Origin of the sequence: Bradyrhizobium sp. (assembly GCF_004799445.1) — a bacterium.
GTDB lineage: Bacteria > Pseudomonadota > Alphaproteobacteria > Rhizobiales > Xanthobacteraceae > Bradyrhizobium.
The window spans coordinates 56928-82719 of sequence record NZ_SSNA01000062.1; the positions used below are offsets into that span (position 1 = coordinate 56928).

Here is a 25792-nt window from a genome sequence, read left to right on the forward strand (position 1 = left end):
TCTATCCCAACTCAAACCGCCATGAAAGGATTGCGTGCACTTGCGAAGAATTCGCTATGCCGCAGTGCAATGCGGCGCGACATTTTCGAAATTGATTCCGCAGCTTTTTGTAATTTGACGATCAGTTCGGGTTGACGGTCCGAACCAGGTCACGCGGATTGGCGTAATCGAGCTGATAGCGCGCGCGCTCATCGAGTATATCGGGGTCAACCCGGTCCGAACGCAGCAACGAGACACGCTGCTCGCCTTCGGCACGCTCCCGCTTCAGCCGCGCCAGTTCGGAAGTCAGCGCGATGATTTCCTGATCGAGCTCCTGCCGGGCATTCAGGCCATACTTGCCGGTATAGGCATTGACGCCGAAATAGCCGACTAGGCCGGCTGCCATCGTATAGAGGGCAAGCCCGGTAAGCAGGGATCTGAGTCGGCTGCGGGAGACCATGGGACCGAGCATGCGACGGCCCAGTTAACGGAATCCTAAGGCCCCGCCTGCCGTGCAGTCCGGAGCCTATTTATTGTGCTTGTCGACGAAAGCCGCGTAGGCGTCGATATATTGCTGCAACACTTTCTGCAGCCCCTCCTTGGCGAGATGGCCCTTTTCGTCGAAGGCGTCGCCCACGCCGTTCAGGTAGATTTCCGGCTGGCCCAGGATCGGACCCGAAATGCCCGGCAGGATATTCTGCAGGTGTTTGGCCGCGCTGACGCCGCCGAGCGGGCCCGGCGAATTGCTGATAATGCCGATCGGTTTGCCGAGGAACGAGCTCTTGCCGGATGGCCGCGATCCGACGTCGATGGCGTTCTTCAGCACGCCGGGAATCGACCTGTTATATTCGGGCGTCACGAACAGTACGCCGGCCGACTTCTGAATCTTTTCGCGGAACGCCAGCCAATCGGCCGGCGGCGTTGTTTCCAGATCCTGATCGAAAAACGAAATCCCGTGCAAACTGACGACGTCAAGCTTCAGCGTATCGGGCGCCAGCTTGGCCAATGCATTGGCGATCTTGAGGGTGAAGCTCTCTTTGCGAATGCTGCCGACAAGTACGACGATATTGTGTGGGGTGGCCATGAGATTTCCCTTTTGACGCGGCGCCGGTTCGGCTTGGGCGCTACCCTAGCGACGTCGGCAAACGATGCAAGTGCATGAATTTGGGGAATTTGAGGAAGCCGACGAAGCAGCCTGTCCCGCAAAACGGATCAGGCCGCCTTTCGGCGGCCTGACCTGCCAAATGCCGGAAGCCGCGATCAGATCACGGGATTCCAGGCCACCGGAATCAGCCGGTATTTCGTGCCGTCCTTCTCGACATGGCCGATCGACGGGAAAGCGAAGTGGAAGCCCACGACCGTCGCCTTCTCCGCCGCAGCCATATCATAGAACTTATGCCGGGTTTCCTGCGCTACGGCCGGATCCGCGTCGTAGGCGACATGCCAATCCGGATTGCGCAGGAACAGTTCGGGAATGTTGGTGACGTCAGACTGGATCAGGACGGTTGAACCGCCCGATGCGATGGCAAAGGTGGTATGTCCAGGCGTATGGCCGGGTGCGGCGACCGCCGTGATGCCGGGCGCGACTTCCTTGCCCCAGTCGTACTTCGTCACCTTGGATTCGATACCGGTGTAGATTTTTTTCACATTCGCGAAATAACCCTTCATCATTTCGTTGGACTGGGCCTTGGCGGCGTTCTCGTCGCTCATCCAGAATTCCCATTCTTTCGCCGGTACCATGATTTCGGCATTCGGGAACGCCATCGAGCCGTCGGCGGCCCGGATGCCGTTGGTGTGGTCGGGATGCAAATGTGAGATCAGCACGACGTCGACGCTCTTGGGATCGACGCCCGCGGCGGCGAGATTTTGCATCGTGCGGCCGACGCGGCCCTTGCTCTGCTCGAACATGCCTACCCCCAGGCCGCAATCGATCAGGACCAGCTTGGACCCGGTGTTGACGAGCTGCGGGTTGAACGGCACCGCGACCATACCCTTCGGCATGTAGGCGGCCTCGGCCTCTGCCTGCGCCTGTTCCTTCGGGACATTGCTCACGAAGTTATCGATGGGACGCAAAAACACCCCGTCGTTGATCGAGGTGCATTCGTAGGCGCCGACCTTGTAACGGTAGAAACCCGGCGCCTGGGTGGCGGCGGGCGGCACCGCGGCGCGCGCGGTTAGCGCGCCCAACGGCGTCAGGGCAGTCGCAGCACCGACGGCGGCTGCGCCGGCAAGTAGATGGCGGCGGCTCAAATCATTCATGGAAGGTTCTCCCCTGGTCTGCGTTTTGAGTTTTTGGCACGGATTTTCGGCGCAAATGTTCCCTCGTTGCGCGCCAAACGCAAGTCACTTTGCCATGGGCCCGCGGCAATTTTTTTCGGCGTCGAGCAACCTGTCGACGCCAAGATACGCCGCTTGCGCTTACTTAACCAATTCCCAGAAGATTCCGATCACCGCGACATAGCCGAGCGTGAAGATCAGGGTCCTCAGATAGGGAATGCCGAGCAGGTACACGACGGCGTGAGCGAACCGTAGCCAGAAAAAGGCCATCGCCCAGAACGCTGTCATCGCGTTGGCCTTGCCGGCCAGATGAACCGCGATCACGAGCGCTGCAAAGGGCGCGAACGTCTCGACCGCGTTGATGTAGGTCCGATCGGCACGCTTGCCCCACGGTGGCAGCGGACGCGGCGTGGGATCGACATAATTCGGAGGTGCGAGAGGCCCGTTGGTCATCACCTGGGAGACCACATAGGGAATCCAGAGCGACGCCGTCAGAATTGCGGTAAAGGCGAGATACTTCAGGTCTGCAGACATTGTTTTCCCCCTCTATATAAAGATTTGTTTTCAACAACTCCTTTGGCTTGGCTCGCTGGCAAATAGTCGAGTGGGTCGCCGTTCCGGTCGCGGGCGCTTGGCGTCATCCGCCCTTGTTCGGATTGATCAGATACTTTTCGCCGGTCGCGCGCTTGGCGTAGACGGCAATGTGAGAGAGCTGCAGCGCCTCCTGCAAAGAGACCACCTGGGTATAGTGGCTGGCAAAGGTGGTCTTGAGTTCGGCGACGACGCGCTGGCGCAGCTTCAACCCCTCGGCCGGGCCGATTTTTTGCAGGAACGGAAACAACAGCCAGCCGCCGACTCCCCACGTCATCCCGAACGCCCGGTTTAATTCGGTCGGGCGCATGTCAAGGCCGCCATAGATATAGACTTGCTTATGCACGCTCGATCCGTAACGGCTGTAGACTTTTGCGTTCTTGTTGGCCGCAACCTCCATGCAGGTGAGGATTTGGCCCGCCAGCTTGCCGCCACCGATTGCATCGAACGCAATCGTCGCGCCGGTTTCGACCAGCGCGCTGGTCAGATCTTCCATGAACGTTGGCGCGGTGGAATCGACGACATGTTTCGCCCCGATCTTGCGCAGGATCTCCGCCTGCTGCGGGCTGCGGACGATATTGACGAGCGCGATGCCGTCCTTGAGGCAAACCTTGTTGAGCATCTGGCCGAGGTTGGAAGCGGCCGCGGTATGCACCAGGGCCTTGTGGCCCTCGCGCCGCATGGTCTCGACCATGCCGAGCGACGTCAGTGGATTGACGAAACAGGATGCGCCTTCGGCGGGTGTGACGCCGTCCGGCAGCACGAGACAGTCGCTCGCTCGCATCGTGCGGTATTGCGCGAACATGGCGCCACCGATGATCGCGACCGTCTTGCCCATCAGGGCCTTCGCCGCCTCGGACGATCCGGTCCTGATGACCACACCGGCCCCCTCATTGCCGACCGGCGTGGATTCGTCGAGCCGTCCAGCCATGGCGCGCATCGCCGCTTCCGGCACCTTTGCCGTAATCACCGGCGCGTCCTTGGTGCCGGACGCCTGGGCGGTGGTCATGTCGGCGGCTCCGATCAGGAGCGCGAGGTCGGACGGGTTGATCGGCGCAGCCTCGATGCGAACCACCACCTCGTCGGCTGACGGTTCGGCGACCGGGACATTGACCAGCGAAATCTCGAGTTCGCCATTTTTCCTGATCAGCGAGCGAAGCTGCAGCCCGGTTTTGCCGTCGGCACTCATCCTGAACCTCCCTGTTTCGGCGTTGCCGAGTTTGGCCGGGAGTGTTCGCACGTTATGCGGAGAAGGCAAGCCTCATTCTGGCCCGTCAAACGAGGACGGGGTCACACGATCAGAACGTCATGCAGCGTCAGCGGCGCGATGACACCGGTCAGCGTAATGGATGCATCGTGGCCAAGGTCAATGACGGTGTCATGACCGACGATGTGGACCGCGAGGTGCGCGAAGTCGGCGGCAACGCTTGAGGCGATCTGCAGGGTGTCGTGACCCGCGAAGTCCCCGGCCCTGAAATTATTGATGACGTCCTGTCCGGAGGCCTGATTGAAGACGAAGGTATCGCCGCCGGCGCTGTTCAGGACGGTGTTGGTCGTCGTCGCCTTCAGGCTAACACCCGCCGCATAGGCCGTCTCGGTATGGGAACCGTCACTATTGTCGAAGGTAGTCGCCAGCCGGTGCCCCGACGCGTCGATCACGTCGTGCCGCGCCGTATAGGCCTGCCCGGCAATCTCGTAGCTATCGACCTCCCGGCTGCCATCGAGGTGGCGGGCGGTCTCCGTCGTCAGGGTGCCGTTCGTGGCAAAGCTGGACTGCACGTAAGTACCGTCCTTCTGCGTCACGGTCTCTTGGGTGATGTGGCCAAGGCCATCGAACTGATCCAGCGTCTTGATGCCATTGGCGTCGACTGTCTGATTCAGGAGCAGCGATCCGTCGCTGCGATAGTCTTCGATCAGCACGCTATGGCCCGAGGCATCGTTGAGCGTATGCTGCGAAGTGTAGTCCTTGCCGACAATGCCGTAACTGTAGATGTCGCGTGAGCCATCGGCGTGACGCAGCGTTTCGGTTGTCAGGCTGCCGTCCGACGCGTAGCTGGACTGCGTGTAGGATCCGTCCTTCTGCACCACCGTCTGCTCGACGATGTGACCGAGGTGGTCATATTGGTCCAGCGTCTTGACGCCGCTGGCGTCGACCGTCTGCTTCAGCGTCAGCGATCCGTCGGCGCGGTAGTCTTCAATCAGCAAACTGTGTCCCGACGCGTCGTTAAGCGTATGCTGCGAAGTGTAGTCCTTGCCGGCGATGTCGTAACTGTAGATGTCGCGCGAGCCGTTGGCGTGCCGGATGGTCTCGCTGGTTTCCAGTCCTGCTGCATTGAAGCTGAACTGATCGAACGCGCCGTCGAGATAGCTGGTTGTGAACTGTGTGAGGTGACCGGCCGCGTCGTAATCGGCGCGAACCACCGAGCCGTCGCCGTTGACCGCCTGCGTAAAGGCGTCCGCAACCCCATCGCCGTGGAAATACTGCGCGACCACGGCTTCGGCCGGCTTTCCCATCACCGAGTAGCCGGTGCTGGTGTACTTGTTGTTGAGGTCCCACTGCCAGAGTTCGACGCCCTTCATCCAGTCGCCGCCCTGCGCCGTCCAGACCTGAAAGAACGCCTTGTAGGCATCCGCCTGCGCGGCCGGATCGGGGATACCGTTGCCGGTCCACGACCCCGGCTCGATCGCGGTGCCATCCATGCTGCGGTAGCCCATCTCGGTCATCAGAACCGGTTTGCCATATTGCTCTGACAGCGAATGGAGGAAATCGACCGGCGATTTGTGTTCGAACGCTGCCGCCCAATAGGGATTGCCCGGCACCTGGTACCAGGCGTTGACGAGATCCTGCACGGTCGGGTTGCTGCTGGTCGTCAGCGGCGGATAGGTGTTCACGCCGATGGTGTCGAGCTGACCCCAGAACGAGACCCTGGAAGCCTCGTCGGTCGCTGCCGCATAGGTCAGTTCACCGTGATAGACTTGACGGACGGCGGAGATCAGATCGGTCCAGTAACCGAGATATTGCGAGCCCGACAGGCTGCTCATCTCGTTGCCGATGGCGAAAGTCTCGACGCCGCCGGCCTGGGCGATGGTGGCGAGATGCACGATCTCGGCCTTGTAGGAGGCAAAGAAGGCGCCGACATCAGCCGGCGCCATGCTCGAGGTCGGTGTTCCGTCCAGCGGGGAAATCGCCGCCTTGAAGACCACTGACAGCCCATCGGCGTGCGCGGCCTGAAAGCCCGCGAGCAGGCTTGCGTCGCTCTCCGTCTTGGCTGGATCGGCAATGACGGTGTCGGTGGTCCCGGTCTGGCTCCATATCCGCGCCGTCAGTTCGATCGAATTCGAACCAAGTGCAGCGATGGTTTGAAATGCCTGACTGGCGGAAGCGCTTGAGAACTGCCCGTTCCATTCGGACAACGCGCCAAAGCCCTGGACGTCGAAGATAGTTGCCACGCGAAAACTCCGTCTTTGTCTGACGGTTGACGCGAAGAAATTACCTTCGCCTTAAGAGCGCGATGTGCTGCACGTTAAATTTCAACCGTGTCAGTTCCACCGACGCGAAACCGATTTTGTTCCAGATCCGGAACTTGGTTGGCAGCACAATTCGCGCAGGCCTCACGCCAGCGCCTTCAGCGCCGCCCTGCCCGCATATTTCGCCTGGCTTCCCAATTCCTGCTCGATGCGCAGCAATTGGTTGTACTTGGACGTGCGGTCCGCGCGCGCCAATGAGCCGGTTTTGATCTGCCCGCAATTGGTTGCGACCGCGAGGTCTGCGATGGTGGAATCCTCGGTCTCGCCGGAGCGGTGCGACATCACGGCGGTGTAGCCGGCCTTGTAGGCCAACTCGACCGCGCTAAGCGTTTCCGTCAGCGTGCCGATCTGGTTGACCTTGACCAGAATGGAATTGGCGCGGCCGTTTTTGATACCGTCGGCGAGCCGGGTGACGTTGGTGACGAACAGGTCGTCGCCGACCACTTGGCATCTGCCGCCGATCAGATCGGTCAACTCCTTCCAGCCGTCCATGTCGTCTTCGGACATGCCGTCTTCGATGGAGACGATCGGGTAACGCGCGGCGAGATCGGCGAGATATCTCGCCTGCTCGGAACGCGAGCGGGTCTTGTTCTCGCCGCCATAGACGTAAGCGCCGTCCTTGAAGAATTCGGTGGCAGCACAATCGAGCGCCAGCATGACGTCGCCGCCGGCCTTGTAACCGGCCTTGCCGATCGCCCCCATGACGAATTCCAGCGCCGCATCCGCCGACGGCAGGTTCGGCGCGAAACCGCCCTCATCCCCGACGTTGATGTTGTGACCGGCCTTCTTCAGTTCCGCTCGCAAGGTGTGGAATATCTCCGAGCCGCAGCGCAGCGCCTCGGCGAAGGTTTTGGCACCGACCGGCATGATCATGAATTCCTGGAAGTCGATCGGGTTGTCGGCATGCACGCCGCCGTTGATGATGTTCATCATCGGCACCGGCAAGGTGCGCGCCGAGGTGCCGCCGACATAGCGATAAAGCGGCATGTCGAAGGATTCCGCCGCGGCCTTGGCGCATGCAAGCGAGACGCCGAGGATGGCATTGGCGCCCAGCCGGCTCTTGTTCGGCGTTCCATCGAGATCGATCATGATCTGGTCGATCTGAACCTGTTCCTCGACCGCCATGTCGCTGAGCGCTTCAAAGATTTCGCCGTTCACGGCGGCGACCGCTTTCTGCACGCCCTTGCCGAGATAGCGCGCCTTGTCGCCGTCGCGCAGCTCGACGGCCTCATGCGCGCCGGTGGAGGCGCCGGACGGCACCGCCGCCCGCCCCACCGAGCCGTCTTCCAGCACCACGTCGACTTCGACGGTGGGATTGCCGCGGCTATCGAGAATTTCGCGGCCGATGATGTCGACGATGGCGGTCATGGGTGCCTCTTTTGCATAGCCTGATTTGAGCGGTTGGCGCAGCTTCTACAGCAAGCCACCGTGGCGGAAAAGGTTGCCTGGCCCGTGACGCCGTCGAACAAATTGTCTAATAACCCGGCAACGGAGACAAGTTATGTCCAGCAAGCCCCGGAAATCATCAAAGTCGGTGCCGGATTCGTCCGCCCTGCAGCTTGGCCGCGCCGTGAAATGGCCCACGACGCCCGACGCGGCTAAACTCGACAGCGTGCCCAATCCGCAAAGGGACACGAATTACGTGGTGCGGTTCACCGCGCCGGAGTTCACCTCGCTGTGCCCGGTGACCGGCCAGCCCGATTTCGCGCATCTTGTGATCGACTACGTCCCGGGGCCATGGCTGCTGGAGTCGAAATCCCTCAAACTCTATGTCGCGAGCTTCCGCAATCATGGCGCCTTCCACGAGGACTGCACGGTGGCGATCGGCAAACGGATCGCAGCGGAGATCAAGCCGAAATGGCTGCGCATCGGCGGCTACTGGTATCCGCGCGGCGGCATTCCGATCGACGTGTTCTGGCAGACCGGCAAATTGCCCAAGGGCGTGTGGATCCCGGATCAGGGCGTCGCGCCCTATCGCGGGCGGGGCTGAGCCGGCGCGCGCCCCGAGTTCCGCGCGAACGGCGGGACCGCCTGTTTCACGTGACGGTTTCGGCAAGAGGGCCAGCCAGCCATTCATTATCAATCTATAAAATCGATTGATATTACCATTACAATCTGTTGGATTGATTGATCGAAACTACCGATATCGCGTGGGCAAGCCGATGGAGCCCACCCCATGACCAGCCCAGCCCCCCAACTCATTTCGGACACCGACCTCGCCCTTTCGCTTGACCCAGCCCAGACCGTGCCGTCAGAGCTGCAACCCGCTCGGGGCGGAGCCATCCTGGCCATTCTCCCGGGCCTGCTGCTGGCGGCGGTCGTGGCGATATCCGGCTATCTGCTCCGTTCGCTGCCGGGCATGCCGACGTTCAGCCCGATGATCCTCGCCATCCTGCTCGGCACGGCTTTCCATAATCTCGTCGGCACCCGGCAATCGCCAGGCCGGGGGTCACCTTCAGCCAGCGGCGACTGCTGCGCATCGCCATCATCCTGCTCGGGCTTCAATTGACCATCAGCCAGGTGATCGAGGTCGGCGGCCGCGGCATCGGCATCATCGCGGCGACGCTGGCGGCCACTTTCGCCTTTACCGTCTGGATGGGAAAGCTCCTGGGCGTCGATCGCAAATTGACGCAGCTGATCGCAGCCGGAACATCCATTTGCGGCGCATCGGCCGTCATCGCCACCAACACGGTGACCGAAGCACCCGACGAAGACGTCGCCTACGCGGTCGCCTGCGTGACCGTATTCGGATCGGTGGCAATGTTTAGCTACCCGCTACTGCCGGGGCTTCTGCACCTTGACCCGCATGCATTCGGACTTTGGAGCGGTGCGTCGATCCACGAAATCGCGCAGGTCGTCGCGGCTTCGTTCCAGGACGGGCAGAAGGCCGGCGAGTTCGGAACCATCGCAAAATTGTCACGCGTCATGCTTCTGGCACCCACTGTGATGGTGCTGGGGTTGTTGCGAGCTTCGAACGTGGAGAAGGATGGCCCCGTCGCAACCGCGCCTTCCACCCGGCCTCCTCTGCCCTGGTTCGTGCTCGGCTTTGTGGCACTGGTTGGGCTCAACAGCCTGATCACCCTTCCCGCCGCAGATAAGATCTGGATCGTGGCCGTTACAACCTTCCTGCTGTCGGTTGCCCTGGCCGCCATGGGACTGGAGACCGACATCCGCAGGCTGACAGCCAGGGGAATTCGACCTGCGCTGCTTGGTGCGCTGGCCTTCATCTTTATTGCAAGCTTCAGCCTCGTGCTCATCAAACTCATTGGATAGCGGCTCATGACACTGGAACAGCTTCGCATCTTCGTCGCCGTCGCGGAAAAACAACATGTCACGCAGGCAGCGAGCGAACTCAACCTGACGCAATCGGCGACGAGCGCTGCCATCGCGGCGCTCGAAGCCCGTTACGGCATCAAGCTGTTCGACCGCATCGGCCGGGGCATTGTGTTGACGCAAACGGGTCGCGATTTCCTGATCGAGGCACGTGCCGTGCTGGCGCGCGCCAAAGCCGCCGCGCAGGTGCTCAACGATCTCGCCGGTTTGAAACGCGGTTCCTTGACCATAGCGGCAAGCCAGACGGTCGGGAACTATTGGTTGCCCGGCCGTCTCCAGGCCTTTCACACCGCCCACCCCGGCATTGATCTGCGCCTCACTGTCGCCAATACCGAGCAGGTGGCGCGTGCGGTTCTTCAGGGAAGCGCCGACCTCGGGTTTGTCGAAGGCGATGTCGATGAGCCCTTGCTGGCGGCCAGAAAGTTCGACGGAGACTCGATGATTATGGTCGTTGGCGCAAAACACCCATGGGTCAGCCGGACAAAAATCGCGCCAAAGGATTTGCTGGCGACCGCCTGGGTGCTTCGGGAGCGTGGCTCCGGCACCCGGTCAATGTTCGAGGCGGCACTTCGGCAGTCCGGCATCAAACTGTCCGATCTTCGGGTCGCGCTGGAACTGCCCTCGAACGAAGCGGTCCGCACCGCCGTCGAAGCCGGCGATTGCGCCACCGCAATTTCAGACCTGGTCGTGGCTCCATCGCTTGCAGCCAAGACCCTGCACCGGGTCAGGTTCGATCTGCCGCGACGCTCATTTTACATCTTGCGGCACAAGGAGCGGCATACGAGCCGCGTCGAACAAGCCCTGCTCACGTCGCTCCATGAAACCGCGCCGGGGAAGCAAATGAGCCGGTGATCGGCCGAAGGCACGATGAATCTCCTTGGCTAAATTCAATCCTCCGCATCAGTATGGGCTGCGGAAGCCTCAGTTATGGCAGGCAGGAAGCCCAACAAGGTGCACGCATGGAACTGACCTCCGACGTTGCCGACTTCACGCGACGTGACCTTTACCTGCTCGGCAAGACAAAGCCCGTGCTGGTGACGGGAACGACTGGCCCCGCTGTCGTTGTCATCCACGAGATCTGTGGTTTTACGGCTAGCCTTGCGCGCTTTTGCCGCTGGATGCGAGACGCGGGATTCCGTGTCTATGCGCCTATCCTGTTCGGCGAGCCGGATGCGGGCAACGCCGAAGAGTCGTCCTCCGCCATGCGCATTGTTTCGCTTTGCATATCGCGCGAGTTCACGATTCTGAGGGCCAACCAGTCCAGCCCGGTGACGGATTGGCTGCGCGCGCTTGCACGTCTTGCCCATGAAGAGTGCGGTGGTCCCGGGGTCGGAGCCATCGGCATGTGCCTGACGGGTGGCTTTGCTCTCTCGATGGCGCTTGACCCCGTCGTGCTGGCCTCGGTTCTCGCGCAACCCGGCCTGCCGGCGTTCAGCCCGGCCGCGCTCGATATCGCGCATGCCGATCTCGCCCGGGTGAAGGAACGCACCCGCCACGGGCTGGCACTGCGCGGCTATCGCTTTGAAGGCGACACGCTGTGCCAAGCCTCACGCTTTGCGACCTTGCGTGCCGCCTTCGGCACGGCCTTCACCGGCACCGAACTGCCCGATAGCGCCGGCAACCCCGCCGGCATGAAGGCAGATGGAAAGCCGCCGCATTCGGTCTTTACCCGCGACCTCATCGATGCCGCCGGCCAGCCGACACGGGCGGCTGTGGACGAAGTGATTGGTTTTTTCAGAGGGGCTTTGCAGCAACCGAGGCCGGTGGCGTAAGCCTATGTCGCGCCCGCATCCGCGGGCCTCGTCTGGCGCAGCAACCGCGCACAGGCAAAGCCGAGCGCGACGATGATGACCGCGCTGGTCAGCAAGGTCGGGATCTTGCCCACGTTCTGGATGCCAAACCCGTAGGCGATCGGGCCGACGGTCTGACCCATGAAAAAGAAGAACGAGTGCAGCGACAGCGCGGTGGCGCGGGCTTCCACCGAGAGTTCGCTGGCGAAGACCTGCAGGCAACCGTGGATCATGTAGAAGCCCCAACCCATAAACAGCAGACTGATCGCCTGGATCTTCCAGCTGGGGCCGAACGCAATGGCGGCGAGTTGCAGGCCAACCAGTGTCGCACCCGCGATCATCATTCCCTTGACGCCCAGCCGTGGCAGAAAGCGGGAAACCGTCATCGTATAAAACAGACCGCCGACAGCGAAACCTGCGATGACAATCCCGGCAATCGACAGGCTGGTTTCGCCGAGTTCGAACAGGAATGAGGCAAGGTAGGGAAACAAGCCAAGCACGCAGCAACCTTCGATAAAGACCGCGGCATAACACAGCGCATTCGGATTGGAGAAGATGGTGCGATAGCCGTGCCGGAGCGTCGAGAGACTGGTCCTCGGGGCGCGCGTCAGCGCCGCGCCGCGAAAGCCGGCGGCCACTGCGACCGAAGCTGCGACCACCAACAGACCGAGCACCGCCAGCACCCCGCGCCAGCCCAGGAAGTCGCCGATCACCCCGGAAAAGGAGGCGCCGAGCAGGTTGCCGGTCATGGACCCCGCCAGCGTACGTCCGATCGCGACCTGGCGCTTCTCGGGCGCCACCAGGTCGCTGGTCAGGCCCAGCGCGACCGGAAAGACGCCGCCGGAGCCGATGCCGGCGAGAATGCGTGTTGCGAACAACAGCGGAAACGACGTCGACATCGCGCCAAGGATATTCGCCAGGCCCAGCAGCACCAGGCACACAATCATCAGCCGCGCCTTGCCGAACATATCCGCCGCCGCGCCGAGCACGGGCTGTATGATCGCAAAGGTGAAGGCAAACACCGCCGAGAAACTCGCGGCAGTGGCGATGCTCACGCCGAATTCGTCGGCGATGTGCGGCAGTACCGGATCAAGCGCGCGGGCCGACAGGCTCGCCGCAAATGTCGCGATCGCAATGATGTTGATCGCCGGCGGCATGCGCGGCTCGTGCTGCCGCAGTCCTGGTTGCGGCATCAGCGCGCTTCGTTCTTTTCAGAATTCCTGCCGACGTTCTTGGCGATCGCGTCGAACGCCATCAGCGTCCGCACCAGACCTTCGAACTCGCGCAGCGGCACCATGTTTGGACCGTCGGAAGGAGCATGGTCGGGATCGGGATGGGTTTCGATGAACACGCCGGCGACGCCGACCGCGACCGCGGCGCGCGCCAGAACCGGCACAAATTCGCGCTCGCCACCCGACGAGGTGCCTTGGCCGCCGGGTTGCTGCACCGAATGGGTGGCGTCGAAGATCACGGGGGCGCCGGTCGTGCGCGCCAGGATCGGCAGCGCCCGCATGTCCGAAACCAGCGTGTTATAGCCGAACGAAGCGCCACGCTCGGTGACCAGGACGTTGGGGTTACCGGCGCCGGTGATCTTGGCAACGACATTGGCCATGTCCCACGGCGCCAGGAACTGTCCCTTCTTGACGTTGACGACCTTGCCGGTCGCGGCGGCCGCCTGCAGCAGATCGGTCTGCCGGCACAGGAACGCCGGAATCTGCAGGACATCGACGGCTTGCGCAGCTTCCGCGCATTGCGCAACTTCATGAACGTCAGTGAGTACCGGCAAACCCAGCGATGAGCGTATCTCGGCGAAGACCGGCAGCGCCTGGGAAAGCCCGATACCGCGCGCGGCGGATGCGCTGGTACGATTGGCCTTGTCGAACGACGTCTTGTAGACGAGACCGATGCCGAGGCGGCCTGCGATCTCCTTCAGCGCACTGGCCACTTCTAGCGCGTGGGCGCGGCTCTCGAGCTGGCACGGGCCGGCGATGATCGAAATCGGCAGGTGATTGCCGAATTTGACCGTCCCCGCGGAGACCACCGACGCAGCTGAAATATTGGCGTTCAAAACGTTTCCCTTTTTGAGCGCCCGTGACCATGCAGGGCGGAGGCGACCGGATCAACCCTTGCTCGCGTATTCACCAAAGCGGTCAGCGCTTTGGCCTCGCAATCAGGTTTGCACCGATGGCGTAGCCTGATCCACGGTCGAATACGCCCTCAATATCCATGCGGCCCAGTATATCAGGGTTGTGTCTGCACCAGAGGTGGCGGTTCCGGCCGCTGGCCGTAAAAATCCTGCGCCGACGTCGAATTCCGCTTCGTTGTCGACATCACCAAGCACGAATAAGATGTGGTCGAGACCGCAGGGATCCGGCGAAACCCCCTCGGGTCGCGGTCACTTCACCGCAGAGAATGCGGTCGGCACCAGCAATTGACTGACGATGTTGCCCACAATCTGGCCGTCGGCCTCGGTTTGCGCGCGCGCGGCGATCCAGTCGGGATCGGTCTGAAAAGCCGTCCACTTCTTCTCGCGCTCCGCCAGCGATTCCCAGGCGAGCAGATAGGTGAGTTCCTGATTGGATTCGCCGATCAGCGTGGTGAAGAAACCGGCCTGCCTGATCCCGTGTTTTTCAAACAGCTTCAGCGTGATGGTCTCGAAACGCTTCAACAGCGCGGGCAGCCGGCCCGGCACACAGCGATAGACGCGGGTTTCGTAAATCATCGGCGTAACTCCCTGATCTGTTTTCCTGACGATAGTGAGGATCGTTTTGTCGCAACAATCGGCGCGTCCGTCAAAGGCCGCCGGCGCATGGCATCAAACCAGCCGCGACTGCGCCATCGCTGCCTCAACGAACGAGGCGAACAGGGGATGCGGCTCGAAGGGACGCGACTTCAATTCGGGATGGAACTGGACCCCGATGAACCATGGATGATCCTCATATTCGACGATCTCCGGCAGCACGCCGTCGGGCGAGAGACCTGAAAATTTCAGGCCATGTTGCTCGAGCCGATCCTTATAGGCGGTGTTGACCTCATAGCGGTGCCGATGGCGTTCTGAAATCTCGGTGGCGCCGCCATAGACGCCGGAGACCCGGCTGCCCCGGCTGAGCATGGCGGGATAGGCGCCAAGCCGCATGGTGCCGCCGAGATCGCCGGTCTTTGTCCGCTTCTCCAGTTCATTGCCGCGCAGCCATTCCGTCATCAGGCCGACCACGGGCTCAGGCGTCGGCCCGAACTCCGTCGAATTCGCCTCGGCGATGCCGACCAGATTGCGCGCCGCCTCGATCACCGCCATCTGCATCCCGAAGCAGATGCCGAAATACGGCACGTCGCGCTCGCGGGCGAACTGCGCCGCGCGGATTTTGCCCTCGGCGCCGCGCTGGCCGAAGCCGCCCGGCACCAGGATGCCGTTGACATGTTCAAGAAACGGCGCGGGATCTTCGTTTTCAAAGACTTCACTCTCGATCCAGTCGAGATTGACCCTCACCTTGTTGGCGATGCCGCCGTGGGACAGGGCTTCGATCAGCGATTTATAGGCATCCTTCATTCCGGTGTACTTGCCGACGATGGCGATAGTCACCGCGCCTTCGGGATTGCGGATCCGCTCGTTGATGACGTGCCAGCTCTGCAGCGCCGGCGGCAGCTTCGGCGCGATGCCGAACGCCGCCAGCACCTCGTCGTCGAGGCCGGCGGCGTGATAGGCCTCCGGCACGGCGTAGATGTTGTCGACGTCGCGCGCCTCGATCACCGCACTTTCGCGCACATTGCAGAACAGGCCGAGCTTGCGCCGCTCTTCCTTCGGGATCGGGCGGTCGGTACGGCACAGAAGGACGTCCGGCTGAATGCCGATCGAGCGCAATTCCTTGACCGAGTGCTGGGTCGGTTTCGTCTTGAGCTCGCCGGCGCTAGGGATGAACGGCAGCAGCGTCAAATGAATGTAGATGGCATGGTCGCGCGGCAGGTCGTTCTTGATCTGGCGGATCGCCTCGAAGAACGGCAGGCCCTCGATGTCGCCGACGGTGCCGCCGATCTCACACAGCACGAAGTCGAATTCGTCATTGCTGTCGAGAATGAAATCCTTGATCGCGTTGGTGACGTGCGGGATCACCTGGATGGTGGCCCCAAGGTAGTCCCCGCGCCGCTCCTTGGTGAGGATGTCCTGATAGATGCGCCCGGTGGTGATGTTGTCCGCCTTGGTGGCGGGGCGCCCGGTGAAGCGCTCGTAGTGGCCGAGATCGAGGTCGGTCTCGGCACCATCATCGGTCACGAACACCTCGCCATGCTGGTAAGGCGACATCGTTCCGGGATCGAGATTGAGGTAGGGGTCGAGTTTGCGCAGCCGGACCTTGTAGCCACGCGCCTGCAGCAGCGCGCCGAGAGCCGCTGATGCCAGACCTTTTCCGAGCGAAGAAACCACGCCGCCGGTGATGAAGATATACCGCGCCATGGGACTTAACCTTTAAGGCTACCGGCGCGATTCGCCAAAGCCAAAAGCGTTGCCGTAGCGAACATTTTGCCAGGCTGTGGGTGACTTGGAATTCTGAGCGCTGTCAGCGTGTTGATAGGGATTGCTGATGCAGGACGATAGATGCCGTCCTGCATGGCCATCCTGCTTTATTGCGAACGCGGCGCCTGCGGGCCGGACGGTGCGGGCTGATTCTGCTGTTCGTCGGACTTCTTCAGCGAATCCAGAACGCCTCCGCCGCTGGTCGGCGGAGCGATCGGCGTCGCCCCACCTGAAGGCTGCGATTGCGAGGCAGGAACAATGATCGAACTCGGCTTGCGGTCGTAGCTTGCGAGCCATGACAGCAACAGGCTGGTGATGAAGAATCCCACCGCAAGCACGGCCGTCGTGCGCGTGAGCAAGTTGGCGGTGCCGCGGCTCGACATGAAGCCGGCACCGCCGCCAACGCCGAGGCCACCGCCCTCGGATTTCTGCAACAGCACGGTCGCGATTAACGTCGCGACGATCATCAGGTGGACTACGATAACGACAGTCTGCATTGCTACCTTCCGTCGCAAACCAAAAGCGCCGGTATCCGGCAGCAGGTTGGGCTTGCGGGGTTTGAAGTCGCGCGGTGTTACACGATTGGACGGGGCATTGTCACCCCCGGGGGATCACCATGTCCACCGCACCGCTTCGCCATTAGTTAGGGACAATCCCCTGCAATCGCAAGAAAATCGATCGCCTTCAGGCTGGCCCCGCCGATCAGGGCGCCGTTGACGTTGGCCACCGCCATCAGCTCCCTGGCGTTCGAGGGTTTGACCGAGCCGCCATAGAGGATGCGCATTCCAGCCCCCTCATCGTTAAATCGCCCGGCGAGGATACCTCGAATAAACCCATGAATTTGCTCGATATCTTCTGTAGTTGGGGTCAGACCGGTTCCGATCGCCCAGACCGGCTCATAGGCCACGACCAGATTATCGGCGCGCGCCGCATCCGGGATCGAGCCGTTGAGCTGCCCACGGCAAATCTCCAGCGTCTTCCCGGAATCGCGCTGTTGCTGGGTTTCGCCGATACAAACGACGGCGGTGAGGCCGGCACGCCATGCAGCCTCGGCCTTTTGTCGAACCAACCCATCGCCTTCGCCGTGATCGGCGCGCCGCTCCGAATGACCGACAATGACCGCGCTGGCACCGGCATCCGCGAGCATTTCGGCGGAAAGATCGCCGGTATGGGCGCCCGACACCTTGGGGTGACAATCCTGCCCGCCGATTGCAAGGTTCTTAGCGCCGCGCGCCTTTTCGGCGAAGGCGGCAATCAGGGTCGCCGGCGGGCAAACCAGCAGGTCGGCCTTGCCGGCAACCCCAGACCCGCCCGCCAGCATGGCCTCAAACTCAGCCATGGACGCCCTGAGGCCGTTCATTTTCCAGTTGCCGGCAATCAGCGGCCGAATAGTGTTGGTCATGTCCGGATTTCCGTAAATGTTGGGTCTTCCAAGCGCTAGCAGAGCCGGCACGGCTGTGCCAGATAGCGGGCCACGAGCGTTAACTGCTTCGACCGGCGCATCGCACCAAGGTTGCGACGGGGCGGCAGCCACTTTATGATGCTTTATCAACTCGGTGACGCCCTTTTGCGGAATTCGGTAGCGAATTCCCCATGGGCGCGATCCAGTTCCCTCCTGCCAACAAGTTGGACCCATTGTCGGTTATTGACATGTTTTCAATAGCTTAAGTCGAAAGTGCGGGAATATCGTCGCATTGAAGCGCAACGGTTATTTTGAGCGCTTCCCGCACCAGGAATGAAGGACGAGCCGCAGCGTTGTGGCTGCAGTTTATCGAACCGCCTAAGCGCACATGCACATGCAGATATCGGTGTTTGCGAGCACGGCGCGCTCCAGGCCGCCGGCGCAGCGCGCTCGGCTCCGCAGGTTCGAATCCTGCTGGGATCGCCACTTCATTTACCGCTCCTAGTGATTTCAATAGCTTGATCGTCGTTTTGGCTCACCGGGTCAGAAGGTGAGCCAATTCCTGTTCCTGAAATGAGCTTCGCCGCGCCCCTCGCCATGACCTGTCGGTTCGCCATCTTGGTGTACACCTGCGCTTGCGAGATCGAGGTCCAACCGAACCACGCCATCAGTTGATGGTCGGTGGCGCCCATCTCTGCCAGATACGTTGCTGCGGCCTTTCGCAGGCCGTGAGACGTGCAACGCTTCGGCAGTCCGGCCGCGTCGCAAAGGTCCCGGAAGTGGTTTCCGAACCCGGCCGCGGTGAATGGCTTACCCTGCGCCGTCACAAGGAACGTCATGTGATTGCTCGGCGGCATCGCATCGATCGCCGCCCGCAGCATCGGCATCACCTCGATATTGAACGGCACGCCTGTTTTCTGTCGGCGCATCGACATCATGGTGCCGCGGATATGCTGGCGCCCCATGCGAACGACATCAGACTTCGACTGACCGGCCTGCAACAGCAGCGCGTAAGCCAGCCTCGCCCGCGTCCCAAGCGGATAAAATGCTTCGAACTGCGCACACTCCGAAGATTCCCAGGGGTGATGTCCGTCGGTCTTTTTCATTTTCGCCATCGTCACGCCCGCGAGCGGATCGACTTTGATCATGTTGAGGGAAAGGCAGTGATCGAGGAACCCTCGCATCGCTTTCCGCCAGTTGCGAGCCGCTGCTGGCGTCTTGCTGTTAAGGATGGCCTGCATTGCGGCGCGGTGCATCAGGGCGATTCGCTTTTCGCCATGGTCCTCGCGAAAGCGCTCCAGGACGGCGCGACGCGTCTGCTGAGTACTTTCGGCGAGAGACTTCGTGAATGCCGATGACCGGTAGTAGCTCACTAGCGCGGCGTTGACGCTGCCCGCAACCGTGCGGTTGGCGCCGATATCGATCTTGCCTTCCTCACCTTTGAGGGCGGCGTCGCGCGCCTCCATGAATTCTGGCGACCAAGGTAATCCAGGCAGCGGGATCTTTTTGTGGCCCGGCCGGCGCAAATAGAAGCGCGGCTTACCGTGCTGGTCGACATAGCCGTGAGTATATCTGGGAAGTTTGCGCTTCACTTAACGCTGTCCCATTCGTTAGGGCTTGGTGCAGCAGGCGGGACCGTGCCGGGTCACGGACCAGCGCTCGGCTCACGTGACCCGATCTGACTTTAAGCTGGATCTCACGAGATCAGGGCCGGTAAACGCTGGGGCAGATCAGACATCGCCAGAGTGACCCGACGATCACAACGGACAGCGCGGAGTGAGACGCAAGCTGTGAGAGAGCAGCGGAGGGCGAAGCCCGCAGCGCGGCTTCCGCTCGTCCTAAGCGCATCGTGTCAGGTAATGCTGCCAGTTCTGATATCGTTCTCATCGGTCTGTCATGTAACTGACAGAGGAACGATGAATGAACGCTCGCAAGCTAGTGGTGAGAATCTAACACTTGGTGCCCGCGTCCCCCAAAATCGCGCGCAGCTCTGTCGAGTGCAGACCTACGCATTCTTCCGCAGAGTGTTGCATGATTCGCACAGCGAATCGGCTCGCCCAGGTCGTATGGTGGATCCGTGCGCCAGCCTGAGGAGCGTCTGTGAACAAGTTGGTTCTTATTGCGGTCGCCGCGATGGCGGTCACTGGTTCGGCGAACGCGGCCGATCTCAAGGCTCCGCCTCTGGTAGGGGCGCCGGTCGCCTACAATTGGTCCGGGTTCTATCTGGGCGGAAACGTGGGTGTGATATGGAGCAACACAAGTGCGGACCCCGGTTCGTTTACAACGACTGGTGTGGACTTTACCGGACGCCAAGCCGTGGGCCAATTTCAGAGCTTCAATATCGGTGATACCGGGTTCACCGGCGGAGTTCAGACTGGGTACAATTGGCAATTCGCTCCAAATTGGGTGGCGGGTATTGAAGCCGATCTCGACTACACGGGACTGAACAAGACCGATACGCGAGTATTCGCTCAGACTCACTTTATCGGCGATGGCCCCATCGAGGCCAATACTGAGTCGGCCACACAAAGGCTCAGCTGGCTCGGGACCGTGCGCGGTCGCCTCGGGTTTACGGTTCTGGACAACAGATTGCTTGCATTTGCGACCGGTGGCTTTGCATATGGCAGCGTCAACGACAGCGTTCAGACCATTGGCGTGCCAAACGGTGCTGCCGGAATCCTGATCGGCGCCAGCTCGGATACAGTGCGCACCGGGTGGACGGTCGGCGGTGGTGTGGAATACGCATTCCTGAACAAATGGAGCGCCAAGCTTGAATATCTCTACTACGATTTGGGATCCCGAACTCTCAACTTGAATTACGGCTCAGTTCCGGGCGATGCGGGGAATACGTTGAACTACAAGTTTCACGACAACGGTAACCTTGCGCGCGTCGGCCTGAACTACCGCTTCTGAGGGAGGCCCCCAGGCAGACACGGACGCGGCTTTAAAAGCTCGTCTCGGCCGAGTTATTTTGATCGCCATACCGAAAACCGGTCTGAATTTGAGGCTCCGGAAGTGCGCTATTGCTGGCGATCTTGTGCGCCTTTCAGTGCCCATGCCGATCCATTGCCACATGCTGCGGCACAGTTGCGGCTACAAGCTCGCCAACGATGGCATCGAAACCAGAAGCATCCAGGCTTGGCTGGGGCACGTCTCGATCACGCATACCGTTCGCTACACGGAACTGAGCACGGCACGCTTCGATGGCTTCTGGCGGGACTGAGGGCATGTTGAGCGCTCTCGATTAGCGAGCCGTACAGCATCGCGCTTGCTGATCCGGTGAAGGACACCGGACAACAACGGAAAGCCTATCAGCGGCAGCTCGCAAACTATCGCGGCGAGCGATGCAACGACGGTGTGGAATGCGGAAAGGCCGGGATTTATGAAAGTGCAGCTCAATGGAAAGCTCCGCCACCTGGCGGATTTGGATCCGGGCACCCTGTTTGTGACTCGTACTAACGAATTCACGACGATCGGGCTTGCCGCGACGTACGGTTACGACCGTGCTGCGGTCTTGTTCAACATGGCACGCTATCCAGGTCAGCCTTCCCCTTGTCTGGTCGCCGAATCGGCTCTCGGCGGTGTTCCCCTCATCACCTTACCAGAAGCCATGCTGGTGCCGGCACTGTCACAAGAGACGCTGCAGTTCTCATCAACGGTCACCGACGGACCCGGCATGCTTATGTTATTTGCAGACAACTTGTTTTTGCGGGTCTCGCGTGAGGGATCTGGTTTTGCCTATGTCGACGTGGAATCTGGAATTGCCGGTGCGACACCGTCCCAGGCGGCCGTAGAAATACCGCGTTGGTCGATTCAGCAGCCGAACGCGGCGGGTCAATTCGAAACCCTTTTCGAGTTTAGCGGACCAGCTCCGATTGTTAGGCCCTAATAGAAAACCCGCCGGCTAACCGGCGGGCTCTTTGCCGATATGGATCAGGCGGCCTGCCGAGATTGGCCCGTGATCTTGGCCAGCGCTGCAACGACGGTCCGGAATGCAGTTTCGTGCCAATCGGTCTCTCTGTCACCGGTAGCGGCCAGGACGGAGGCGGTGATGCAAGACCAATACCTTGAGGTGCATCCGGTTCCGAGACCCAAAGGACAGCCCCAATTAAAATTAGGACGCGAGCCTTTAGGGCGGCGCACCGACCGCGGATAGGCTTGGGCGGAAATTACTGACTTAATCTTAGATAGTGTCTTTCAGCCACCTACTCCCAGCGTCATTGACCCCGACCCATTCCGCCGTATCGCCTGATATATCAATGACGAGCAACTGATCTTCACCGCCTATATGCGATTTCAGTTGGTCTCGTATCTCGCCCGGCGCGTGAACGCATTTCACAATCCAAGTTGATTCGAGGTGATGCCACCAAGTGCCCAGAGATTGTATCTTTTTGATAAGATCGTCATATGCTTCTCCCTCTGCAGGGTGAATATCGTAGGCGATAAGTATGGTGGCCATGCGGGCGCTTGTTTCCATCAAACGCCTCAGCGCTTGGTGTTCCGGTCCGTTCTCGCCTTCTGAGAGGAATTTTTCGATCTCGATATGCGATACTTCGCCGCCCGATTGAGGGTTTGGACGGTGCATCACGGCTCGCGCGCCCGTTACCGGATCTCGGGTTAGACACCACGAGTCGCCGTTGCTGCTTTCGTAAATGAGTTCAGTGTCGGCCGGAGCTAGCTTTTCTTCGATTTGCTTGCCAAGCACATATCTGAATGCACTCTGAATTGGATATCTGCGCATCAATTGGAATTGAGCGCCCGGATTCTTTTTCCAAATTGCAAGCTCAGCAAATGTGACGGTGATCGTCCCATCGCGGAACGGATAGTCCCCGGCCTCCTGCACCTTGTTGAGATCGCTCCAAGATAGGTTCATGGCGGATTCAATAAAGCGGGCGCTTTTCCGTTCCCACAAAGCCAGTTTTTGTGCCGCGCCGATAGCGTCGACGACCTCGCAGCAGCCGCGACCGGGCAATGGCGCTATCACGAAATGGGATCGGCTTATCGGCGGCGGGCGACAGCAACACCCAACAGAAACGCGATTAACAGCGACCCGAGAGGTGCTTCGCGCGCTATGTTGCTCAAGATGCTCAACGGCATGCCAGGCTTTCGACCCGCATCTATCGCGTCGCTGACACGATGGACCGTCCCTTTCACAGCTTCGGAGACTTCCGAGATGGTGGATTTCGGCTCCGGAGTGGGATCTAAGCCCTCGTAAATGAAGGGAGGCGTCGGGGTGTCATCGCTCATGAGTGAATCTCCTGGCCATTGGCAGCCCAATCCATCAGACGGTGAATCGTTCCGAGATCGGGCCTCCCGGCATGCCCGTTTAGATGCGTCAGGCTGCGTCAAATGGCACCCCGCACGATACCGAGCCGTGGGAATGGCGCTGCGTGCCGCACATCAGCGCAGCGGAGGCCCCGCGCCTGTCGTGAAGCGCCGGGCTGGACCCGACGGCAAAGCATTGGCACCTTTGGGACACGCTTCCGACGAAGCGCGGGGGTTTTGGCACTAGCGCGACTCCATTAGGTTTGGGTCCGACAATTTCGCTCCGCTGCTTCGTCTCTGGATATAGGGACGCTTCCTCCTTGGCGATTGCCCTATTCCCGAATTGGATTTAGCCTGCCAAGCAGTTTTCGGAGGGCGCGCTATGGACGACGACAAGGACAAAAACGTGATCGAGAAGTTGGTCGATAAGATCAACGACGCGGTCGAAAACATAGCGACGACGGCATCCGCTGCTCTGCAACATGCGATGGAGCCAGCCCCCGTGAAGCCCGGCGAACAGGTTGTCTTCTTGCCCGTGGCCGGCGATGGCCTTATCGATCCTCTGATGCCTTCCGCACCAATGATGCCCGTGGTTATTCCAAAGAAGAAGCGGAAGCCTATGGCAAAACGGACATCAGCTAAAACCCCGCCGAAGAAAGCAACCGCGAAAACGGCAGGCAAATCGTCTTCGAAAAAGGCCGCAAAGAAGGCAGCCAAAAAGACCGCAAAAAAATCTGGAAAGAAATCGAAATCAACAGCCGGACGGAAGGCTGTTACCAAGAAAAAGACCGCTAAGAAGGTTGCAAAGAAAAAGGCGAAGAAATCGAGGCGCAAGTGAACTCGACCCTCAAAGTTCGCGCGCCAGAAACAAGGACTCTGATTGAAAAGATCAAGGCCTAACTCAAAAAGCGTGCTGAGACGAAGGCCAAACGGATGCTCCCTGAAGGAGCCCAAAAGACAGGCGAGTAGATCTCACCTCGTCAGAACCAGACTGTCCTCTTTGAGCGCGACGGCTGGCCGAACAAAGGCTAATCGACCGAGCTAGCCGCAATCTTTTTTGGCCTTCGGCGGGCGCTTCGGCTCTGGTTGCGTGTTGCGGACGGCCTCAGTCAACATCTCGCGAAGCTGGGCCTTGGTCTTCGGAGGTTCCCGCATAAGCCCGCCGGCTTTTGCCGGCGGGACCGCTTATACCGGGTTCAGCAGCCTTGATCCGCCATTTTTGCCGATGGCTTGGCGCCTTCGGCCTCCTGTGCGGCGGTGGGCTGACCCTGCTGTTGCCTTTGAGCATCCTGCGACGACATGGCCTTATCTCCTGCCATCCGGTTCATCGTTTCGGTCGGCGGGTGTTCTTTGGTATCTCCTGACCCGGTGGTGATTGCCTGACCTGTGGCCCCGGGCGTCGGGCCGGAGCCGGCATCCTTCCCGCCTGTGTTGCACGGGCCGGCGTACGCGTTGCCAACGCTCAGAACTAGGACGGCGCAGCCTGCGAGTAGGAGCTGTCTTGTAATCATTGTGCTTCTCCTTGGTTTTCATCCTTCGACGTAGCTTCTTCGGCGCCACTTGAGGATCTAGGAGAACAAAGGTGCGACGCGCAGGTTCCGCCACGGTGGCAAGATCACCCGGCAGTTTATCTCGCGGTGCATGTTGGCTTTCGAAAGGACCAACGCCATCCCGACGACGTCGCGCTTGATCGAAAGACCGGGAGGATTTGTCGAGGGTGCTGACTGAATTTGGGGTAACCTACGCCGCAGCTGGTTCTCGTCTCCGAACGACGACAACGATTCAGGCGACTAGGGGACCGGACCTTATGATCGCTGATTTCAAGATGAAATCGATTCCTCGGATTGTGTGGGTTGTTCCCGCTCTTCTATTGCTCATAGCTGTTTGGCGACTACCTTACGGCTACTACACATTCACTCGAATTGTGACATGTGCCGTTGCGGTCCTTATAGCTGTTGCTGGCACGCAAGAACGCCCGGTTGTCCAAACATGGTCATTTTTCTTGTTGGCCGTCGCGGTTTTGTTCAACCCGTTTGTACCGATCCATTTCAATCGAGCTACATAGTTCATTTTCGATTTGTGGGCCGCGGCGACTTTCCTTTTGCACTTGTTCTTCGTGCGACAACAATTGACTTAGGTGCGGGCTCAAAATGCCGTTTTCGGAACAACATCTCGCGCTTGCAAAATTGCTGCGCAATAGGGCAGCAGGAGTTCCTCACCCCGAACAGGAAACGTGGATCAGAAAGTCCAATAGCTTTGTAGCTTGTGCGCAGCTCGCTGCCCGGGATAGGGGTGGAATATCGCTGGAAGGCTTCGCCTGGGAGGCGCTCACCCCCGTTTGGAGTTTTATCGATGAACAAATGAGCCAGCTTCCCCCGCCGCGTATCGATGGTCCAGCTCTCGTTCCGGATCTCTGATGGCCCGAGGGCGGACAAAGCAGACGGCGTAACTTCGGCGATCGGGCCAGAGGCGCTAAGGTTCGCGCGGATCATGCGGGTCAGTTCGATAAAGAAGCTTCCGTGAGGCGGACGGTGCCGAGCGCCTGCTCTGGTCCGAACTGATGGAGGGCCGCGGGCCACCCGCCGCCATCGCGCAAGGCCTCAACGGCGGTTACGGCCGGCTCGAGGGTGATGTGCGATCGGTGCGAGACACTCGCCAGCCTCCATTGGACCCCATCCGCGACAGCGGGAAACGCCGATCTGGAAGTTAGAGGCGGCACTGAAATGCCGATCATGCCAGACGACGCGGTACTGCACATGATCTGGCCCACCCAAGAGCGGAAAGATCGCACGTTACGCCGGTCGGGTTCATCCCGGATGATGATGGGTGAATTCTGAAGCCACGAGGCAGAGTCGAACCTTCCAACTTCGTGCATTCCGACCACAACCCCAGCCCATCTGGATGCGTCAGGCTGTATCACCTAAATTGAGACGCAGTGATTCATGACGCAGACATTCTGACGCAGCGAGATGCCAAACGGTCTATTCAGCTCCAGTTTTGGGCGCCGCCCCTCACCGGAACAGGTGCGTCAACTAGCCAAATTAATTGACGCATTGAGTCATGACGCAGCAGTATGACGCAGAGATGCCTCGGAAATCACCTGCGATAAGAGCAAAGGGT

At 60.5% G+C, this 25792-nt stretch carries 24 protein-coding genes and 1 pseudogene; 9 read left to right on the forward strand and 16 right to left on the reverse strand.

Annotated elements, in window-relative coordinates; all coding sequences use genetic code 11:
- Positions 1–121: 121 nt before the first annotated feature.
- The 7 genes from E8A46_RS08735 to eno all read right to left on the reverse strand — a co-directional run bounded on the left by E8A46_RS08735 (position 122) and on the right by eno (position 7743).
- The gene (locus E8A46_RS08735) at positions 122–439 is read right to left on the reverse strand and encodes a septum formation initiator family protein (protein ID WP_291559540.1); all 318 of its coding nucleotides are present in this window, start codon (positions 437–439) and stop codon (positions 122–124) included.
- A 66-nt stretch (positions 440–505) separates the two neighbouring features.
- Entirely contained in the window at positions 506–1063 is a 558-nt protein-coding gene (locus tag E8A46_RS08740) for an NAD(P)H-dependent oxidoreductase (RefSeq protein ID WP_291559494.1), read from the reverse strand.
- A gap of 176 nt (positions 1064–1239) precedes the next feature.
- Positions 1240–2238, reverse strand: a complete 999-nt coding sequence (locus E8A46_RS08745; protein ID WP_291559496.1) for an MBL fold metallo-hydrolase — start codon at positions 2236–2238, stop codon at positions 1240–1242.
- Positions 2239–2397: 159 nt separating this feature from the next.
- Positions 2398–2790 (reverse strand): MAPEG family protein, encoded by a 393-nt coding sequence (locus tag E8A46_RS08750; protein WP_291559498.1) that lies wholly within the window; start codon positions 2788–2790, stop codon positions 2398–2400.
- 103 nt (positions 2791–2893) lie between these two features.
- Positions 2894–4036: a zinc-binding dehydrogenase gene (locus E8A46_RS08755; RefSeq protein ID WP_291559500.1), complete on the reverse strand. Its 1143-nt coding sequence runs from the start codon at positions 4034–4036 to the stop codon at positions 2894–2896.
- A 101-nt stretch (positions 4037–4137) separates the two neighbouring features.
- Entirely contained in the window at positions 4138–6297 is a 2160-nt protein-coding gene (locus tag E8A46_RS08760; protein WP_291559502.1) for a hypothetical protein, read from the reverse strand.
- 162 nt (positions 6298–6459) lie between these two features.
- Positions 6460–7743 carry a phosphopyruvate hydratase gene (gene eno, locus E8A46_RS08765; protein WP_291559504.1) on the reverse strand — a complete coding sequence of 428 codons (1284 nt, stop codon included), beginning with the start codon at positions 7741–7743 and terminating at the stop codon, positions 6460–6462.
- A gap of 133 nt (positions 7744–7876) precedes the next feature.
- Here eno and queF point away from each other — a divergent pair, with 133 nt between their 5' ends.
- The 4 genes and pseudogenes from queF to E8A46_RS08785 all read left to right on the forward strand — a co-directional run bounded on the left by queF (position 7877) and on the right by E8A46_RS08785 (position 11480).
- Entirely contained in the window at positions 7877–8365 is a 489-nt protein-coding gene (gene queF, locus E8A46_RS08770; protein ID WP_291559506.1) for a preQ(1) synthase, read from the forward strand.
- A 186-nt stretch (positions 8366–8551) separates the two neighbouring features.
- Positions 8552–9648: pseudogene (locus E8A46_RS08775) on the forward strand (YeiH family protein).
- 6 nt (positions 9649–9654) lie between these two features.
- Complete coding sequence (locus tag E8A46_RS08780) at positions 9655–10560, forward strand: LysR family transcriptional regulator (protein WP_291559508.1); 906 nt, start codon at positions 9655–9657, stop codon at positions 10558–10560.
- Positions 10557–11480: a dienelactone hydrolase family protein gene (locus tag E8A46_RS08785; protein ID WP_291559510.1), complete on the forward strand. Its 924-nt coding sequence runs from the start codon at positions 10557–10559 to the stop codon at positions 11478–11480. The genes E8A46_RS08780 and E8A46_RS08785 overlap by 4 nt, the downstream gene beginning before the upstream one ends.
- A 2-nt stretch (positions 11481–11482) precedes the next feature.
- Here the strand turns inward: E8A46_RS08785 and E8A46_RS08790 are convergent, their stop codons facing one another.
- The 7 genes from E8A46_RS08790 to E8A46_RS08820 form a co-directional block, all read right to left on the reverse strand.
- Complete coding sequence (locus E8A46_RS08790; protein ID WP_291559512.1) at positions 11483–12691, reverse strand: MFS transporter; 1209 nt, start codon at positions 12689–12691, stop codon at positions 11483–11485.
- Positions 12691–13566: a 3-deoxy-8-phosphooctulonate synthase gene (gene kdsA, locus E8A46_RS08795; protein WP_291559514.1), complete on the reverse strand. Its 876-nt coding sequence runs from the start codon at positions 13564–13566 to the stop codon at positions 12691–12693. The genes E8A46_RS08790 and kdsA overlap by 1 nt, the downstream gene beginning before the upstream one ends.
- 327 nt (positions 13567–13893) lie before the next feature.
- A complete protein-coding gene (locus tag E8A46_RS08800) occupies positions 13894–14220 on the reverse strand; it encodes an NIPSNAP family protein (protein ID WP_291559516.1) in 327 nt (108 codons plus the stop codon).
- A gap of 93 nt (positions 14221–14313) precedes the next feature.
- Positions 14314–15945, reverse strand: coding sequence for a CTP synthase (locus E8A46_RS08805; RefSeq protein WP_291559518.1), 1632 nt, complete (start codon positions 15943–15945; stop codon positions 14314–14316).
- Between the two features lie 167 nt (positions 15946–16112).
- Positions 16113–16502: a preprotein translocase subunit SecG gene (gene secG / locus E8A46_RS08810; protein WP_291559519.1), complete on the reverse strand. Its 390-nt coding sequence runs from the start codon at positions 16500–16502 to the stop codon at positions 16113–16115.
- A 146-nt stretch (positions 16503–16648) separates the two neighbouring features.
- On the reverse strand, positions 16649–17407 hold the full coding sequence (gene tpiA / locus E8A46_RS08815; protein WP_291559520.1) for a triose-phosphate isomerase: 759 nt from the start codon (positions 17405–17407) through the stop codon (positions 16649–16651).
- Between the two features lie 488 nt (positions 17408–17895).
- Positions 17896–18999: a tyrosine-type recombinase/integrase gene (locus E8A46_RS08820; RefSeq protein ID WP_291559522.1), complete on the reverse strand. Its 1104-nt coding sequence runs from the start codon at positions 18997–18999 to the stop codon at positions 17896–17898.
- A gap of 508 nt (positions 19000–19507) precedes the next feature.
- Between E8A46_RS08820 and E8A46_RS08825 the strand changes: the two genes are divergently transcribed.
- The 3 genes from E8A46_RS08825 to E8A46_RS08835 all read left to right on the forward strand — a co-directional run bounded on the left by E8A46_RS08825 (position 19508) and on the right by E8A46_RS08835 (position 21296).
- Positions 19508–20320, forward strand: a complete 813-nt coding sequence (locus E8A46_RS08825; RefSeq protein ID WP_291559524.1) for an outer membrane beta-barrel protein — start codon at positions 19508–19510, stop codon at positions 20318–20320.
- Between the two features lie 88 nt (positions 20321–20408).
- Positions 20409–20630, forward strand: a complete 222-nt coding sequence (locus E8A46_RS08830) for a tyrosine-type recombinase/integrase (RefSeq protein ID WP_363251375.1) — start codon at positions 20409–20411, stop codon at positions 20628–20630.
- A 159-nt stretch (positions 20631–20789) separates the two neighbouring features.
- On the forward strand, positions 20790–21296 hold the full coding sequence (locus E8A46_RS08835; RefSeq protein ID WP_291559526.1) for a hypothetical protein: 507 nt from the start codon (positions 20790–20792) through the stop codon (positions 21294–21296).
- 294 nt (positions 21297–21590) lie between these two features.
- On the opposite strand, the gene E8A46_RS08840 is transcribed toward E8A46_RS08835, so the two are convergent.
- Both E8A46_RS08840 and E8A46_RS08845 read right to left on the reverse strand, forming a co-directional pair.
- Positions 21591–22391 (reverse strand): hypothetical protein, encoded by an 801-nt coding sequence (locus E8A46_RS08840; RefSeq protein ID WP_291559528.1) that lies wholly within the window; start codon positions 22389–22391, stop codon positions 21591–21593.
- Positions 22392–22405: 14 nt separating this feature from the next.
- Entirely contained in the window at positions 22406–22654 is a 249-nt protein-coding gene (locus E8A46_RS08845; protein WP_291559530.1) for a hypothetical protein, read from the reverse strand.
- A gap of 400 nt (positions 22655–23054) precedes the next feature.
- Between E8A46_RS08845 and E8A46_RS08850 the strand changes: the two genes are divergently transcribed.
- Both E8A46_RS08850 and E8A46_RS30420 read left to right on the forward strand, forming a co-directional pair.
- On the forward strand, positions 23055–23510 hold the full coding sequence (locus E8A46_RS08850; protein WP_291559532.1) for a hypothetical protein: 456 nt from the start codon (positions 23055–23057) through the stop codon (positions 23508–23510).
- 987 nt (positions 23511–24497) lie between these two features.
- Positions 24498–24737, forward strand: a complete 240-nt coding sequence (locus E8A46_RS30420) for a DUF6804 family protein (RefSeq protein WP_363251377.1) — start codon at positions 24498–24500, stop codon at positions 24735–24737.
- Positions 24738–25792: the final 1055 nt, after the last annotated feature.